The following is a 14,787-nucleotide window of genomic DNA, read 5'->3' on the forward strand; positions in this document are numbered from 1 at the left end:
TGGAAAACACGAACGACTCGATGGAAGCGGTGGCAACTGCGGAAGCCCGCGCCACCTTCCACGACATGCAGGATGGCACCGCGCAGGACTGGGCCATCATTTCGAAGGAATTCCGCGCTTACTCGGCCGTGCTGCCGGACCGCGTGATGGCGCATCTTCGGCTGCTCGACGGCGACTGCGGCGGCTTCCCGGTCGACCGCCTGACCCACAGCCTGCAGACGGCCACCCGCGCGCACCGCGACGGCAAGGACGAGGAATACGTGGTCTGCGCGCTGCTGCATGACATCGGCGACACGCTGGGCAGCTTCAATCACCCGGACATCGCCGCGGCGATCCTGAAACCCTTCGTCAGCGCCGAGAACCTGGCGATGGTCGAGAAGCACGGCGTTTTCCAGGGCTATTACTTTTTCCATCACCTGGGCCTGGACCGCAACCTGCGCGACCAGTTCGCCGGACAGCCGCTTTACGACCGCACGCTGGAATTCTGCGAAAAGTATGACGCGCCGGCCTTCGATCCCGATTACGATACGCTGCCGTTGAGCTTTTTCGAGCCCATGTTGCGGCGCGTGATGGCGAAGCCAAAAAACTCGATCTATCGCAGCGTCACCGAGTGAAGCTGGCGCTGGTCTCCTGTTGACGCGACGCAGCATCGAAAGTGATTGACGGTTTTAGTACGGTCGTACCAGAATCCGTCACATCACGCACAACACAACAGGAGACCAGATGTCGGAGTATCCCCGCAGCCCGTTGATGGGCCAGATGATGAGCCAGCCTCTGCTCATCTCCAGCATCATCAAGCACGCAGACCGTTATTTTGGTAAGAACGAGATCGTCTCGCGTCGCGTAGAAGGGGACATCCACCGTTATACCTATAGCGACTGCCATTCCCGTTCGAAGAAACTCGCCAATGCGTTGCGCGGCCTCGGCGTGCAGATGGGCGACCGGGTCGCCACGATGGCCTGGAACGGCTACCGTCACCTGGAAGCGTATTACGCGGTGTCCGGTTCGGGCGCCGTGCTGCACACGCTGAACCCGCGCCTGTTCCCCGAGCAGATCGCCTACATCACCAACCATGCCGAAGACCAGTACCTGATCTTCGAGCTGACCTTCCTGCCGCTGATCGAGGCGGTGGCGCAGCACTGCAAGACCATCAAGGGCTACATCCTGATGTGCGACCGCGACCGGATGCCGGCGCAGAGCGCGCTTCCCAACCTGATGTGCTACGAAGACCTGATCGACAGCAATTCCGACGATTACGAATGGCCGCTGTTCGACGAGAATTCGGCGTCCAGCCTCTGCTATACGTCGGGCACCACCGGCAACCCGAAGGGCGCGCTGTATTCCCACCGGTCGACGCTGTTGCATTCGTATGCATCGACGATGCCGGATGCGCTGAACGTTTCGGGCCGCGACGCGGTGCTGCCGGTCGTGCCGATGTTCCACGTCAATGCCTGGGGCCTGCCGTATTCGGTGCCGCTGACCGGCGCGAAAATGGTGTTCCCCGGCCCGTCGCTGAACGGCAAGTCGCTCTACGACCTGTTCGAGGCGGAGCAGGTCACCTTCTCGGCCGGCGTCCCGACCGTCTGGCTGGGCCTGCTGAACTACGTCGCGCAAAACAACCTGACCTTCTCGTCCTTCAAGCGCACCGTCATCGGCGGCTCGGCCTGCCCGCCGGCAATGATGAAGACCCTGCGCCACAAGTACGGCATCGAGGTCGTCCATGCATGGGGCATGACCGAGATGTCGCCGCTGGGCACCTGCGCGACGCTGCAGTCGCGTCATCTTGCGCTGCCCGAGGAAGGCCAGCAGGCGATGCTCGAAAAGCAGGGCCACGTGATCTTCGGCGTCGACATGAAGATCGTCGACGACGCCGGCAAGGAGTTGCCGTGGGATGGCAAGACCTATGGCAACCTGCTGGTCAAGGGGCCGTGGGTCATCCAGGACTATTACAAGGGCGAGGGCGGCGATGTGCTCGAGGACGGCTGGTTCCCCACCGGCGACGTCGCCACGATAGACGGCGACGGCTACATGCAGATCACCGACCGCAGCAAGGACGTCATCAAGTCCGGCGGCGAGTGGATAGGCACGATCGACCTCGAGAACATTGCGATGGCGCATCCGGCCGTGCTGCAGGCCGCGTGCATCGGCGTGCTGCATCCGAAGTGGGACGAGCGGCCGCTGCTGGTGGTCGTCAAGCGCCCGGGCATGGACGTCACCCGCGAGGAGCTGCTGGCCTTCTACGAGGGCAAGATCGCGAAGTGGTGGACGCCCGACGACGTCGCCTTCATCGACGCGCTGCCGATAGGCGCGACCGGCAAGGTGCTGAAGAACCGCATCCGCGAGTCCTTCCGCGACCACGTCCTGCCGACTGCCTGAACGCTGCGTCATCACGGTCCCGATAGCTGCCTGCGCAGCATTTTTCTGCGCAGGCGACTAGGTGATTTCCGCAGTCGTATGCTGCTTTACAGCCAGCATCCGCACCGATATAGTCAAACCATAAAAATACTGACAAGGACGAGACAATGAAGCAGCCATGTCGGGCGCATCGCCCACATCCGTACCTACCCTTTCCCTGTTCTGCCGCGCAGCGTTCGCCCCGTCCGCGGATATAAGGACACGCGCTCATGTCCGCCGGCTATGTTCCCATTCCCCGCCGGCCCAGCGCCCACCTAAAGCCTGCATGGCAGCGGAGTCCTGCCGTGAGATACAACGCCGCAGCGTGCCGCACGAGCGCGCACGCCGCCTGTAAATGCACTTGCAACAGGGGATAAAGATGGAATTCACGATATTCACGCTGCTTAACGGCCTGGCCTACGGGCTGCTGCTCTTCATGCTGTCATCCGGCCTGACGCTGATCTTCAGCATGATGGGCGTGCTCAATTTTGCGCACGCAAGCTTCTACATGCTGGGCGCCTACTTTGCCTACACGATCAGCGCCAAGATCGGCTTCTGGCCGGCGCTGGTGATCGCGCCATTGCTGGTCGGCGTCGTCGGCGCGCTAGTAGAGCGCTACGGGCTGCGCACCGTGCACAAGTTCGGCCACATGCCCGAGCTGCTGTTCACGTTCGGCCTGTCCTATGTGATCGTCGAGGTGGTCCAGCTGATCTGGGGCCGCGCCGCGGTGCGCTACCCGATACCGGCCGAGATGGACGGGCCGCTGTTCACGCTCTACACCACCACCTTCCCGATGTATCGCGGCTTCATGATGTTCATCGCGCTGCTGATGCTGGTGTCGATCTACCTGGTCCTCACCCGGACCCGGATCGGGCTGGTGATCCAGGCCGCGCTGACCCATCCGGACGCGGTCGAGGCGCTGGGCCACAACGTGCCGCGCGTCTTCATGCTGGTGTTCGGCGGCGGCTGCGCGCTGGCCGGGCTTGCCGGCGTCATCGGCGGCAATGCCTTCGTCACCGAGCCGGGCATGGCGGCGACAGTGGGCAGCATCATCTTCGTGGTCGTGGTGGTCGGCGGCATGGGCTCGCTGGCCGGCGCGCTGGTGGCCTCGCTGCTGATCGGGCTGCTGCAGACCTTCGCGGTAGCGCTCGACTATTCGCTGCTGAGCGTGTTCTCCGGCTTCGGCCTCAACGTCGGACCCGACACGCTGGGCTTCTCGGTGCTGAACCTGACGATTGCGCAGACCGCACCCATCCTGCCGTACCTGCTGCTGGTGCTGATACTGATATTCCGGCCCAAGGGCCTGATGGGAACGAGGGAAGGATGAATACCATGCAAAGCTCCACTACTTCCGCAACCACGTCCACGATGCGCTTCGCGCCGATCAACCTGGGCCGCTGGCTGGTCTGGTCCGTGTTTGTCGTCCTGCTGGTCGTCGCGCCGCTGATCTTCAACAAGGGCGCCGCGCTGTCCATCCTGTGCCAGATGGGCACCGTGATGATCTTCGGCCTGTCGTACAACATGCTGCTGGGACAGGGCGGCATGCTGTCCTTCGGCCACGCGGTGTACTCCGGCCTCGGCGCCTATTTCGCGATCCATGCGATGAACCTTGCCAGCGGCGGCAGCCTGCCGATCCCGGTGTCCCTGATCCCGCTGGTCGGCGGCATCTTCGGGGCCGTGTTCGGCGTGCTGTTCGGCTACGTGACCACGAAGAAGTCGGGGACCACGTTCTCGATGATCACGCTGGGCATCGTTGAACTGGTCTTTGCATGCTCGCTGATGTTCCCGGCCTTTTTCGGCGGCGAGGGCGGCATCTCGACCAACCGCGTGATGGGCCAGCCGGTGCTGGGCATCACCTACGGGCCACAGATCCAGGTGTACTACCTGATCGCGTTCTGGCTCTTCATCAGCACCGTCGGCATGTACGCGTTCACGCAGACGCCGCTGGGCCGCATCATCAACGCGGTGCGCGACAACCCGGAGCGGGTCGAGTTCATCGGCTACAACACGCAGTGGGTGCGTTACCTGACGCTGATCCTGTCGGCATTCTTCGCCGGCATCTCGGGCGGGCTGGCGGCCATCAACTTCGAGATCGTCACCGCGGAAAACGTCAGCGCGGTGCGTTCTGGCGCGATCCTGCTGTTCACCTTCATCGGCGGCGTCGGCTTCTTCTTCGGCCCGCTGATCGGCGCCGTGGTGGGCGTGTTCCTGACGGTGCTGCTGTCGGACTTCACCAAGGCCTGGCAGCTCTACCTGGGCGTGTTCTTCATCATCATCGTGATGTACGCGCCGGGCGGCATCGCCAGCCTGCTGATGATGAATGTGCGGCTGATGGTCTATAAACGCTTCGCCAGGGTCTGGCCGCGGCTGCTGTCGATGGTAGTTGCGACGCTGATCGCCTGCGTCGGCGCGGTGATGATCATCGAGATGCTGTACCACCTGACGCTGGAGTCCGCCAACGGCACGATGATGCGGCTGTTCGGCATGCAGGTCGACGCCGCCGGCATCGGCGGCTGGCTGATTGCGCTGGCGCTGGTTGCGGTCGGTCTCTTCCTGTTCGTGCGCGCACGGCCGGCGTTCCGGCACACATGGGATGAAGCCAACCTGGAGATCGAGGAAATGATTCGCAAGGAGCATGCATGAGCGCGTATTCGGTGGAACTGAAGGAAGTGCGCAAGAGTTTCGGCAAGTCCGAGATCATTCGCGGCGCCACGCTGCAGGTGCCCAGGGGCGAGCGCTACGCCATCATCGGGCCGAACGGCGCCGGCAAGTCGACGCTGTTCAACCTGATCTCCGGCCGCTTCGGCGTGAGCTCGGGCGACATCCTGCTCAATGGCAAGAGCATACGGGGCATGAAGCCGTTCGAGATCAATCGCAGCGGGCTGTCGCGCAGCTTCCAGATCACCAACATCTTTCACCGCCTGACCGTGTATGAAAACCTGCGCTGCGCGGTGCTCTGGTCGCTCGGCTACAAGTACTCGTTCTGGCACCGGCTGAACGGCCTGCGCGATGCGCACGAGCGGGCCGAAGCGGTGATGGAGCAGATCGGCCTGCGCCGCCGCCGCAACACCTCCGCCGGACTGCTGACCTATGCCGAGCAGCGGGCGCTGGAGATCGGCATCACGATCGCCGGCGGCGCCGACGTCATCCTGCTCGACGAGCCGACCGCCGGCATGAGCCGCTCCGAGTCGGACAACGCGGTCGAGCTGATCCGCCGCGTGACGGTGGGCAAGACGCTGCTGATGGTCGAACATGACATGAGCGTGGTGTTCGGCCTCGCCGACAAGATCGCGGTGGTGGTGTATGGCGAAGTGATCGCCTGCGACACGCCGGCCAATATTCGCGGCAATGCGAAGGTCCAGGAAGCATATCTCGGCGGACACGCGCCGGCGGAGGCACACGCATGAGCAAGGCAATGCTGGAAATCAGGGACCTGCACGCTTACTACGGCAAGAGCCATGTGCTGCATGGCGTCGACCTGACGGTGGCGGAGGGCGAGATCGTGAGCCTGCTGGGGCGCAACGGCGTGGGCCGTTCCACCACCGTCAAGGCGACCATGGGCCAGGTGCAGGCGACCGGCTCCATCAAGTTCAAGGGCGAGGAGATCATCGGCGAAAAGGCATTCCAGATCGCTTACCGCGGGCTCGGCTACGTGCCGGAAAACCGGGACATCTTCCCGACGCTGACGGTCGAGCAGAACCTGATCCTGGGCGAGAAGAAGGGCAAGAAATCGCGCTGGTCGCTGGACGACATGTACCAGCTGTTCCCGCGCCTGAAGGAGCGCCAGAACACGGCGGCCGGCGTCCTGTCCGGCGGCGAGCAGCAGATGCTGACCCTGTGCCGCACGCTGATGGGCGACCCGGACCTGATCATGATCGACGAGCCGACCGAGGGGCTGGCGCCGAAGATCGTCGACCTGGTGGCCGACTACCTGAAAACCCTGAAGGAGCGCGGTATCTCGGTGCTGCTGGTGGAGCAGAAGCTCGCCATTGCGCTGGAAATCTCGCAGCGGGTCTACGTGATGGGGCATGGCTCCATCGTGTTCGAGGGCACGCCGGACGACCTGCGGGCCAATGCCGCTGTGCGGCGGGAATGGCTGGAGGTGTGATCGTCTGAAACAGGTGGGGAAGGAGGCAGGGAAACCGGTTGGCATTTAATTGAAAGTCGCTAAAATCAATTTGCGTTACCAGTGGTCAGTGCAGTTCCATAATCCTAAACGGAGACATAAATGGCTATCAAACTACGCTCGCTTGTCCTTGCAACCGTTGCCGCCGCCTGCCTGCCCGCGTCGGCGCTGGCAGAAAACGTAAAAATCGCTTTCATCGACCCGCTGTCCGGGCCGTTCGCGCCGGTCGGACAGGGCATCCTGTATAGCTGGCAAATGATCGCCGACCAGGCCAACAAGGAAAAATGGTCTCCCGGGAACACCTTCGAGGTAGTCGGCTTCGACAACAAGGCCAGCCCGCAGGAGTCGCTGTCGCAACTCAAGAGCGCGATCGACCAGGGCTACCGTTATGTCACGCAGGGAAATGGCTCCGCCGCCGCCGCCGCGCTGCTGGACGCGATCAACAAGCACAATGAACGCAATCCCGGCAAGGAAGTGGTCTACATCAATTACGCGGCGGTCGACCCCGACCTGACCAACAGCAAGTGCAGCTTCTGGCAGTTCCGCATCGACGCCAACTCGGACATGAAGATGGAGGCGATGACCACCTTCATGGCGAAGAAGCCCGAGATCAAGAAGGTCTACATCATCGGCCAGAACTACTCGTTCGGCCACCAGGTGACCCGCGCGGCCAAGGATTACCTGAAGCGCAAGCGCCCGGACGTGCAGATCGTCGGCGACGACCTGCATCCGATCGGCCAGGTCAAGGACTTCGCCCCGTATATCGCCAAGATCAAGGCGTCCGGCGCGGACACGGTGGTGACCGGCAACTGGGGCGCGGACCTCGCGCTGCTGATCAAGGCCGCCAAGGATGCCGACCTGAAGGCCGACTTCTACACCTACTACGGTTCCACCACCGGGGTGCCGACGGCGATGGGCGCGGCCGGCGCCGACCGGGTCAAGTATGTCGGCTACTGGAACGTCAATAACGAGGGCTTCGTCGGCAAGGAGATCGTCGAGGGCTTCAAGAAGAAATACAACGACGACTATTACGCGATGGCGACCTACACCGGCATCGCGATGCTGGCCAAGGCCTTCAACGAGGTCAAGACCACCGACCCGGTCAAGGTGGCGTTCGCGATGGAAGGCATGAAGGTCAAGAGCCTGAACGGCGAGGTCGAGATGCGCAAGGCCGACCACCAGTTGCAGCAGCCGCTGTACATCGCCACCTGGACCAAGGTCAACGGCAAGGACGTGAAATACGACCAGGAAAACACCGGCTATGGCTGGAAGACGGACCAGAAGATCGACGCCTTCGTCGCTGCGCAGCCGACCTCCTGCCAGATGAAGCGTCCTTCCGGGCAATAAAACGGTCGACGCCAGCGCCGGCAGCGATGCCGGCGCTGTTTTTTTTCATTTGAAATAATACGATCGTTCTATTCTGCGGTATAGTTTGGCACTGTGTTTTTTGCACGATTTACGGATCATCGCGACATCTCCGGGCGCATACCAGATCAACACAGGCTTCATCAATTTAAAAGGAAGAGACATGACTGCCGAATATCAAGTCAATGGCGCTGTTGCCGTCATTACCCTTGCCAACCCTCCCGTCAACGGACTCGGTCTGTCCACCCGCAAGGGCATCGTCGACGGCGTCAACAAGGCCATGAACGACCCGGCGGTAAAGGCAGTGGTCATCACCGGCGCCGGCAAGGCATTCTCCGGCGGCGCCGACATCAAGGAATTCAACACGCCGGCAGCGATGGCCGAGCCGACGCTGCACACGGTGATCCGCGTCGTCGAGAATGCGGAAAAGCCGGTCGTCGCCGCGATCCACAGCGTCGCCATGGGCGGCGGACTGGAACTGGCTCTGGGCTGCCATTACCGGGTCGCGGTGCCGGGCGCGCAGATCGCGCTGCCGGAAGTCAAGCTGGGCATCCTGCCGGGCGCAGGCGGCACGCAGCGGCTGCCGCGCGTGGTCGGGCTCGAGATGGCGCTGAACATGATCGTCTCCGGCACCCCGGTGCCGTCGGAAAAGCTGGCCAAGACCAAGCTGTTCGACCAGATGATAGACGGCGACCTGATGCAGGGCGCGATCGCTTTCGCCAACAAGGTGGCAGACGCGCGTCCGCTGCCCAAGGTGCGCAACATCCGCATCGACTATCCGAACTACGAAGGCTTCCTGCAGTTCTCCCGCAACACGGTCAAGGCCATGGCCGGCCCGTTCCCGGCGCCTCTCAAGTGCGTCGAGGCAGTCGCCGCCGCGGTCACCCAGAAGTTCGATGAAGGCATCCGGATCGAGCGCGAGCTGTTCCTGGAACTGGTGCAGACCAACGAGTCCAAGGCGCTGCGCCATGCGTTCTTCGCCGAGCGCGCCGCCAGCAAGATCCCGGACGTGCCGGAAGACACCCCGAAGCGCGAGATCAAGTCGGTTGCCGTGATCGGCGCCGGCACCATGGGCGGCGGCATCGCGATGAACTTCGCCAATGCCGGCATCCCGGTCAAGATCCTGGAAATGAAGCAGGAAGCGCTCGACAAGGGCCTGGCGACCATCCGCAAGAACTACGAAAACACGATGAAGAAGGGCAAGCTGACGCAGGAGAAGTTCGACCAGCGCGTCGGCCTGATCACCGGCACCCTGTCGTACGAGGAAATCGGCCAGTGCGACATCGTCGTCGAAGCCGTGTTCGAGGACATGGGCGTCAAGGAAACCGTGTTCAAGAAGCTCGACGAAGTGATGAAGCCCGGCGCGATCCTGGCGTCGAACACCTCGACGCTGGACGTGGACAAGATTGCCGCGTTCACCAAGCGTCCCCAGGACGTGATCGGCCTGCATTTCTTCAGCCCGGCGAACGTGATGCGCCTGCTGGAAATCGTGCGCGGCGCGAAGACCGGCAAGGATGTGCTGGCGACCTCGATGGCGCTGTCCAAGAAGATCAAGAAGACCGGCGTCGTTTCGGGCGTCTGCGACGGCTTCATCGGCAACCGCATGATAGAGCAGTACAGCCGCCAGGCCGGCTTCCTGCTGGAAGAGGGCTGCACGCCCGAGCAGGTGGACAAGGCCGTCGAGAAGTTCGGCTTCGCGATGGGACCGTTCCGCATGGGCGACCTGGCCGGCAACGATATCGGCTGGTATATCCGCAAGCGCCGCTATGTCGAGAAGCCAGAAGTAACGTATTCGAAGACCGCCGACCTGCTGTGCGAGATGGGTCGTTTCGGCCAGAAGACCAGCGCCGGCTGGTATGACTACAAGCCGGGCGACCGCAAGGCCTACCCGTCGCAGATGGTCAACGACATGATCGTCAAGCACTCGGCCGACCTTGGCATCGAGCGCCGCAAGGTCAGCGATGAGGAAATCGTCGAGCGGCTGGTGTATGCGCTGGTGAACGAAGGCGCGCGCATCCTGGAAGAGGGCATTGCGATGCGGGCGTCCGACATCGACATGGTCTACCTGACCGGCTACGGCTTCCCGGTCTTCCGCGGCGGCCCGATGTTCTACGCCGACACGGTCGGCCTGCCGAACGTCGTGATGGCGATGCAGAAATATGCGCGCGGCAGCCATGCCGAGGCATGGACCCCGGCGCCGCTGCTCAAGCGCCTGGCTGACGAAGGCAAGACCTTCAACTAGGTTTCGGCCGCATCAGGAAAATCCCGCAGCCTTTCCAGGCTGCGGGATTTTTTTCGCGCTTCGATTGTCTTTCCTTCGATCGTGTCGCGCGGGGCGGTTTGCCTGCATGAAACGCACCCCAGTCCGGCCACGGCCGGTGTACCATACCGTTTTTTCCGTGCAGCCAGCCTGATGAGTTTTCCGCCTTTTACGCCGCCCCGCCTGCGCCTTCCATTAATGGGCTTGCTGCCCCTGCTCCTGGCCGCACTGGGCGCAGCGCCCGCGCATGCCGACGACGCAGCCGACATCGCCCGCCTGGCCCAGAGCGGCAAGGGCGACGAAGCGCTCAAGCGCATCGACGCAATCCTGAGCCGGCAGCCCGCCGACGTGCAGATGCGCTTCATGAAGGGCGTGATGCTGTCCGAGTCGCGCCCGACGGAAGCGATTGCCATTTTTGCCAGGCTGACCCGGGACTACCCGAAGCTGCCGGAACCCTATAACAACCTCGCCGTGCTGTATGCGGCCGCCGGGCAGTACGACAAGGCGAAAGCCGCGCTCGACCGGGCCATCCGCACCAGTCCCGCCTATGCGACCGCGTTCGAGAACCTCGGCGACGTCCACGCCCGGCTGGCGAGCCAGGCCTACGACAAGGCGCTGCAGGTGCAGCCTGTTCCCGGAACGCCGGCGCCGGTCGCGCGGCTGGCCCTGGTGCGCAGCCTCGGCGTGCCGGCCGGCCAGGCGCCGTCGGTCGCGGTAGCGCCGCTGCCGCCGCAGAAACCGGGCGCACCGGCGCCGGTGGTCGTCGCCGCGCTGACGCCGGCGGCGCCAGCCGAGCCGGTCAAGCCGAAGGCGGCCCCCGAGGCGCCCAAGCCTGTCGTCGCGGACGCGGCGAAGACGGTGGCGGCCGAAGCGCCCAAGCCGGTCGTGGCGGCAGCGCCCAGGCCGGTTGCAGTCGAAGCGCCCAAGCCGGTCGTCACGGCAGCTGCCAAGCCGGCGGCGCCGGAACCGGCGAAGCCGGCCACGGTCGCGGAAGCGCCCAAGGCTGCGAAGCCGGCAGCCGCAGCGCAAGCCGAACCGAAAGCGCCGCCGGCCCGTACCGAATTGGCGAAGGCAGCCCCGGCGCCAGCTGATTCCCGCGCGGTCCGGCTGGTCAAGGCAGACAAGCCGGACCCGAAAGCCCGCGCCGCGCAGGAAGCGGCAGTCGAGAAGGAATCCGTGCTGAATGCGGTCGAAAGCTGGGCCCGGGCCTGGAGCGCGCAGGACGTGCCCGCCTATCTCGCCCATTACGCGCTCGATTTCAACCCGCCCGGCAGCCAGACCCGCAAGGCCTGGATCGAGGAAAGGCAGGCGCGCATCGCCGGCAAGGGCCGGATCAAGGTCAGCATCGACGCGCCGCAGGTCAGCACCGAAGGCAACACGGCCACGGTGCGTTTCCGCCAGAGCTATATTTCCGACCGCCTCAGCGCCAGCAGCCGCAAGACGCTTGAGCTCGAGCGCCAGCGCGGCAAGTGGCTGATCAAGCAGGAACGCACGGGCTGATGGCGCTTCGCATACGACAACTGGCGGTCATGCGCACGCTGGTCGGCACGCTGCTGGCCGGCGCCGTCACGCTGGCCGCGGCTGCGCCCGGCCGGCCCGCGCCGGACCCGGATCAGATGCTGATCGAGGTCTACAAGGACCTCGGCGCCCGCCACCTGCGCGATGCGCTCGCCCGCGCCGACAAGCTGGTCGCGGCCTATCCCAATTTCCAGCTGGGCCACCTGATACGCGGCGACCTGCTGCTGATGCAGACGCACGAGGTCGACCGCTTCGGCGCGGTCGACGGCGCGGCGCCGCAGGCGCTGGCGGACCTTCGCCACGAGGCGGTGGCGCGGATGAAAGCCCTGCTGGAGCGGCCCGATCCGGCCAGGGTGCCGCGCGCGGTGCTGCAGCTGCGGCCGGACCAGAAGAAGGTGCTGGTGGTCGACGCCCACCGCTCCCGGCTCTATGTCTACGAGAACCGCCAGGGGGAAATGCATTTCCTGCGCGACTTCTACATCAGCCAGGGCAAGCTGGGCGTGAACAAGGAAAAAGAGGGCGACCAGAAGACCCCGCTCGGCGTCTATTACATCACCGGCAGGCTGGCAGGCCGGCGCCTTCCCGACCTGTACGGCGTGGGCGCGCTGCCCATCAGCTATCCGAACGAATGGGACAAGCTGCATGGCCGCGCCGGATCGGGCATCTGGCTGCACGGGACGCCGGCGCGCAATTACAGCCGGCCGCCGCTGTCGTCGGACGGCTGCGTGGTGCTGACCAATCCCGACCTGCGCGACGTGTACGGCAGCGTCGAGGTCGGGAAGACGCCGGTGGTGATCGCCAGCGAAGCCGATTTCGTCACGCGCAAGCAGGTTGCCGACGAACGCGCGCAGGCGCAGTCGATGGTGGAAGGCTGGCGCGCCGCCTTGCAGGACCCGGACCCGCAGAAGCTGCGGGCGCAATACTCGTCCCGTTTCCGGACCGAGCAGGGCGAAGAGCTGGACGACTGGCTGGCCCGCCAGCGCAAGTCGACCGAGGGGCTGGTGAAGCCGGCGATGGCCCTGCGCGCGCTGAGCCTGTTCCGCTATCCGGGCCGCGACGAAGTGCTGGTCGCGACCTTCACGGTCGACGCGGTCGCCGGCGCGAAGCGGGTATCGAGCCGCAAGCGCCAGTACTGGACCCGCGAGGGCGGCGCCTGGAAAGTGCTGTCCGAGAGCAGCTGGCAGGGCTGAGCCCGCCGCCGGTCAACCACCATGACTTACTAGAATAAAGAGAGTGCGATGGCGCGCAGCGATTTTTCCTTTTTCCATACCCTCAGGGTGCGCTGGGCCGAGGTCGACATGCAGGCCATCGTCTTCAACGGCCATTACCTGACCTATTTCGATGTCGCGTTCACCGAGTACTGGCGCGCCACCGGGCTGCCCGACGTGGTGCAGCAGGCCGCCGCCGGCCAGGAAATGTTCGCCCGCAAGGCCACCGTCGAATACCACGCGCCGGCGCGCTTCGACGACATGCTGGACATCGGCGTGCGCTGCGCGGCGCTGGGCCGCAGCTCGATGCGCTACCTGCTCGAGATCCATCGCAACGGCGAACTGCTGGTCTCCGGCGAACTGGTCTATGTGTATGCGGACGCAGCGGCCCGCAAGGGCGTGGCGGTGCCGGAAGACTGGCGGGCAAGGCTATGCGCGCTGGAATCGCTTGCGCCGTCGGTCCAATGAGCGTCACCGTCCTTACCGGCTCCTGGGCCAGCCTGGGCGACGCGGCCAGCGGGATCAGGCACGAGGTCTTCGTCAGGGAGCAGAACGTGCCGGTCGAGCTGGAGATGGACGCGTTCGACGCCGTCTCCATCCATGCGCTCGCGCTGGACGGCGAGACGGCGCTGGGCACCGGCCGCCTGCTGCCGGACGGCCATATCGGCCGCATGGCGGTGCGGCGCGAGGCGCGCGGCGCCGGGGTCGGCAGCCTGCTGCTGCAGGCGCTGATGCAGGCGGCGCAGCGGCGGGGCGACGCCGCGGTGGTGCTCAACGCCCAGCTGACCGCCCGCGGTTTCTACGAGCGGCACGGTTTTGCGCCCGAGGGCGCGGTATTCATGGACGCCGGGATCGAGCACATCGCAATGCGCCGTGCATTCGTTCCTGGATGACCGGCGCCTCGCCTTCCACCGCATCGGCAAGCTGTTCGTAGAGCTGCGCGCTGCCGTCCTGCAATAGCTGCACGACCGTCGAGCAGCGGGTGCCGTAACCCGGCGACTCGATGAAGACCGGCGACAGCGTCCGTTCCCATTCGATCGGGATGCCGGTCTGCGGCAGCCTGCAGTCGTTGGCGCGGGTGGTGTCGCTGAGCATGTCGAAGTAGGCGTCCGCCGGCGCGCCGGTGCACATCAGGCTGGCGAACTCGGCCTTGCTGCGCACCACCTTGGGCCATGGCGTGTCGAGAAACGCGTTCGATATGCCGTAGATGCCATGCGGCAGCGGCAGGCCGTTGCGCGGGTCCTCGGTCTCGGCATTGGTGTACCAGATCAGCTCGACGCCGTCGCAGACCAGCAGGTTGAAGCCGTTGAACCGGCCGGCGTCCGCCGCGATTGCTTCTATATAGTCGGCGGCCGAGTCGCTGCCGGTCAGGAAGTCGGTCACCAGCCCGCCGCGGGACGGCGCGTCGCTGCGCTGGCGCAGCGGATCGCGGACATTGGTCAGCGCCGCGAATTTTCCGCCGCGGGTGATGCCCAGCCAGGTGCCGTTGCCGCGCAGGTCCCGGCCTGCATAGACCTCGGGATGGTCGGGCCACCAGTGGGCGGGCAGCGCCGGCCGATCGTAGAACTCGTCCCGGTTCGCGGCCGCCAGCAGGGAAAGGCCGGGGATGACCTGCCATGCAAAAACGATCAGGCACATGCTTGAAATTCCACAAAGATTTCGGTGTGGCGCGGGCCGTCGGTCAGCGCTGCGAGGCCGCTTTCACCGACCGCCTGCGCCAGCGCGGCCTCGAAGCCGTCCGGGATAGCCGGGTAGACTTCCATCCAGGTCTGCCTGCCATCCTGTTCGCCGGGCCGGCGGCGCAGCGTCGCCGCCACCCGGTGGCTGGCGCAAAGGCGCGACTGCATCGCCGTGACCCTGGCGCCAAGCTCGGCGGCCGACGCCGCGTCCACCCTGTAATAGATATACAGGTCCAT

At 64.8% G+C, this 14,787-nt stretch carries 14 protein-coding genes; 12 read left to right on the forward strand and 2 right to left on the reverse strand.

The features are described 5' to 3' along the window. The first annotated feature begins 20 nt into the window (after positions 1 to 20). The 12 genes from QOL82_RS03765 to QOL82_RS03820 all read left to right on the forward strand — a co-directional run bounded on the left by QOL82_RS03765 (position 21) and on the right by QOL82_RS03820 (position 13,764). Positions 21 to 614, forward strand: coding sequence for an HD domain-containing protein (locus tag QOL82_RS03765; protein ID WP_283441264.1), 594 nt, complete (start codon positions 21 to 23; stop codon positions 612 to 614). 109 nt (positions 615 to 723) lie between these two features. Next, the gene (locus QOL82_RS03770) at positions 724 to 2,376 is read left to right on the forward strand and encodes a 3-(methylthio)propionyl-CoA ligase (protein ID WP_283440909.1); all 1,653 of its coding nucleotides are present in this window, start codon (positions 724 to 726) and stop codon (positions 2,374 to 2,376) included. A 397-nt stretch (positions 2,377 to 2,773) separates the two neighbouring features. Beyond that, a complete protein-coding gene (locus QOL82_RS03775) occupies positions 2,774 to 3,721 on the forward strand; it encodes a branched-chain amino acid ABC transporter permease (RefSeq protein WP_283440910.1) in 948 nt (315 codons plus the stop codon). Then, the gene (locus tag QOL82_RS03780; RefSeq protein WP_430438431.1) at positions 3,718 to 5,037 is read left to right on the forward strand and encodes a branched-chain amino acid ABC transporter permease; all 1,320 of its coding nucleotides are present in this window, start codon (positions 3,718 to 3,720) and stop codon (positions 5,035 to 5,037) included. Before QOL82_RS03775 ends, QOL82_RS03780 begins: the two co-directional genes overlap by 4 nt. Continuing rightward, a complete protein-coding gene (locus QOL82_RS03785) occupies positions 5,034 to 5,801 on the forward strand; it encodes an ABC transporter ATP-binding protein (protein ID WP_283440911.1) in 768 nt (255 codons plus the stop codon). Before QOL82_RS03780 ends, QOL82_RS03785 begins: the two co-directional genes overlap by 4 nt. Then, positions 5,798 to 6,502 carry an ABC transporter ATP-binding protein gene (locus QOL82_RS03790; RefSeq protein WP_283440912.1) on the forward strand — a complete coding sequence of 235 codons (705 nt, stop codon included), beginning with the start codon at positions 5,798 to 5,800 and terminating at the stop codon, positions 6,500 to 6,502. Before QOL82_RS03785 ends, QOL82_RS03790 begins: the two co-directional genes overlap by 4 nt. A gap of 120 nt (positions 6,503 to 6,622) precedes the next feature. After that, positions 6,623 to 7,867 (forward strand): branched-chain amino acid ABC transporter substrate-binding protein, encoded by a 1,245-nt coding sequence (locus QOL82_RS03795; protein ID WP_283440913.1) that lies wholly within the window; start codon positions 6,623 to 6,625, stop codon positions 7,865 to 7,867. Between the two features lie 181 nt (positions 7,868 to 8,048). Further along, complete coding sequence (locus QOL82_RS03800; RefSeq protein WP_283440914.1) at positions 8,049 to 10,127, forward strand: 3-hydroxyacyl-CoA dehydrogenase NAD-binding domain-containing protein; 2,079 nt, start codon at positions 8,049 to 8,051, stop codon at positions 10,125 to 10,127. 171 nt (positions 10,128 to 10,298) lie between these two features. Continuing rightward, positions 10,299 to 11,645, forward strand: a complete 1,347-nt coding sequence (locus tag QOL82_RS03805) for a L,D-transpeptidase Cds6 family protein (protein WP_283440915.1) — start codon at positions 10,299 to 10,301, stop codon at positions 11,643 to 11,645. After that, positions 11,645 to 12,853 carry a L,D-transpeptidase family protein gene (locus QOL82_RS03810; protein ID WP_283440916.1) on the forward strand — a complete coding sequence of 403 codons (1,209 nt, stop codon included), beginning with the start codon at positions 11,645 to 11,647 and terminating at the stop codon, positions 12,851 to 12,853. Before QOL82_RS03805 ends, QOL82_RS03810 begins: the two co-directional genes overlap by 1 nt. Before the next feature lie 48 nt (positions 12,854 to 12,901). After that, positions 12,902 to 13,339, forward strand: coding sequence for an acyl-CoA thioesterase (locus QOL82_RS03815; protein WP_283440917.1), 438 nt, complete (start codon positions 12,902 to 12,904; stop codon positions 13,337 to 13,339). Beyond that, on the forward strand, positions 13,336 to 13,764 hold the full coding sequence (locus tag QOL82_RS03820; protein ID WP_283440918.1) for a GNAT family N-acetyltransferase: 429 nt from the start codon (positions 13,336 to 13,338) through the stop codon (positions 13,762 to 13,764). The genes QOL82_RS03815 and QOL82_RS03820 overlap by 4 nt, the downstream gene beginning before the upstream one ends. Here the strand turns inward: QOL82_RS03820 and QOL82_RS03825 are convergent. Further along, positions 13,709 to 14,509: an NRDE family protein gene (locus QOL82_RS03825; RefSeq protein WP_283440919.1), complete on the reverse strand. Its 801-nt coding sequence runs from the start codon at positions 14,507 to 14,509 to the stop codon at positions 13,709 to 13,711. The two genes, QOL82_RS03820 and QOL82_RS03825, sit on opposite strands and share 56 nt — an antisense overlap. Beyond that, positions 14,500 to 14,787, reverse strand: coding sequence for a DUF4936 family protein (locus QOL82_RS03830; RefSeq protein ID WP_283440920.1), 288 nt, complete (start codon positions 14,785 to 14,787; stop codon positions 14,500 to 14,502). The genes QOL82_RS03825 and QOL82_RS03830 overlap by 10 nt, the downstream gene beginning before the upstream one ends.

The sequence above is a fragment of the Noviherbaspirillum suwonense genome, assembly GCF_900182955.1.
Lineage (GTDB): Bacteria > Pseudomonadota > Gammaproteobacteria > Burkholderiales > Burkholderiaceae_D > Noviherbaspirillum_A > Noviherbaspirillum_A suwonense.

Coding starts and splice junctions, on each gene's coding strand:
- QOL82_RS03765 (WP_283441264.1), top strand. CDS start 21: ATGGAAGCGGTGGCAACTGCGGAAGCCCGCGCCACCTTCCACGACATG.
- QOL82_RS03770 (WP_283440909.1), top strand. CDS start 724: ATGTCGGAGTATCCCCGCAGCCCGTTGATGGGCCAGATGATGAGCCAG.
- QOL82_RS03775 (WP_283440910.1), top strand. CDS start 2,774: ATGGAATTCACGATATTCACGCTGCTTAACGGCCTGGCCTACGGGCTG.
- QOL82_RS03780 (WP_430438431.1), top strand. CDS start 3,718: ATGAATACCATGCAAAGCTCCACTACTTCCGCAACCACGTCCACGATG.
- QOL82_RS03785 (WP_283440911.1), top strand. CDS start 5,034: ATGAGCGCGTATTCGGTGGAACTGAAGGAAGTGCGCAAGAGTTTCGGC.
- QOL82_RS03790 (WP_283440912.1), top strand. CDS start 5,798: ATGAGCAAGGCAATGCTGGAAATCAGGGACCTGCACGCTTACTACGGC.
- QOL82_RS03795 (WP_283440913.1), top strand. CDS start 6,623: ATGGCTATCAAACTACGCTCGCTTGTCCTTGCAACCGTTGCCGCCGCC.
- QOL82_RS03800 (WP_283440914.1), top strand. CDS start 8,049: ATGACTGCCGAATATCAAGTCAATGGCGCTGTTGCCGTCATTACCCTT.
- QOL82_RS03805 (WP_283440915.1), top strand. CDS start 10,299: ATGAGTTTTCCGCCTTTTACGCCGCCCCGCCTGCGCCTTCCATTAATG.
- QOL82_RS03810 (WP_283440916.1), top strand. CDS start 11,645: ATGGCGCTTCGCATACGACAACTGGCGGTCATGCGCACGCTGGTCGGC.
- QOL82_RS03815 (WP_283440917.1), top strand. CDS start 12,902: ATGGCGCGCAGCGATTTTTCCTTTTTCCATACCCTCAGGGTGCGCTGG.
- QOL82_RS03820 (WP_283440918.1), top strand. CDS start 13,336: ATGAGCGTCACCGTCCTTACCGGCTCCTGGGCCAGCCTGGGCGACGCG.
- QOL82_RS03825 (WP_283440919.1), bottom strand. CDS start 14,509: ATGTGCCTGATCGTTTTTGCATGGCAGGTCATCCCCGGCCTTTCCCTG.
- QOL82_RS03830 (WP_283440920.1), bottom strand. CDS start 14,787: ATGGACCTGTATATCTATTACAGGGTGGACGCGGCGTCGGCCGCCGAG.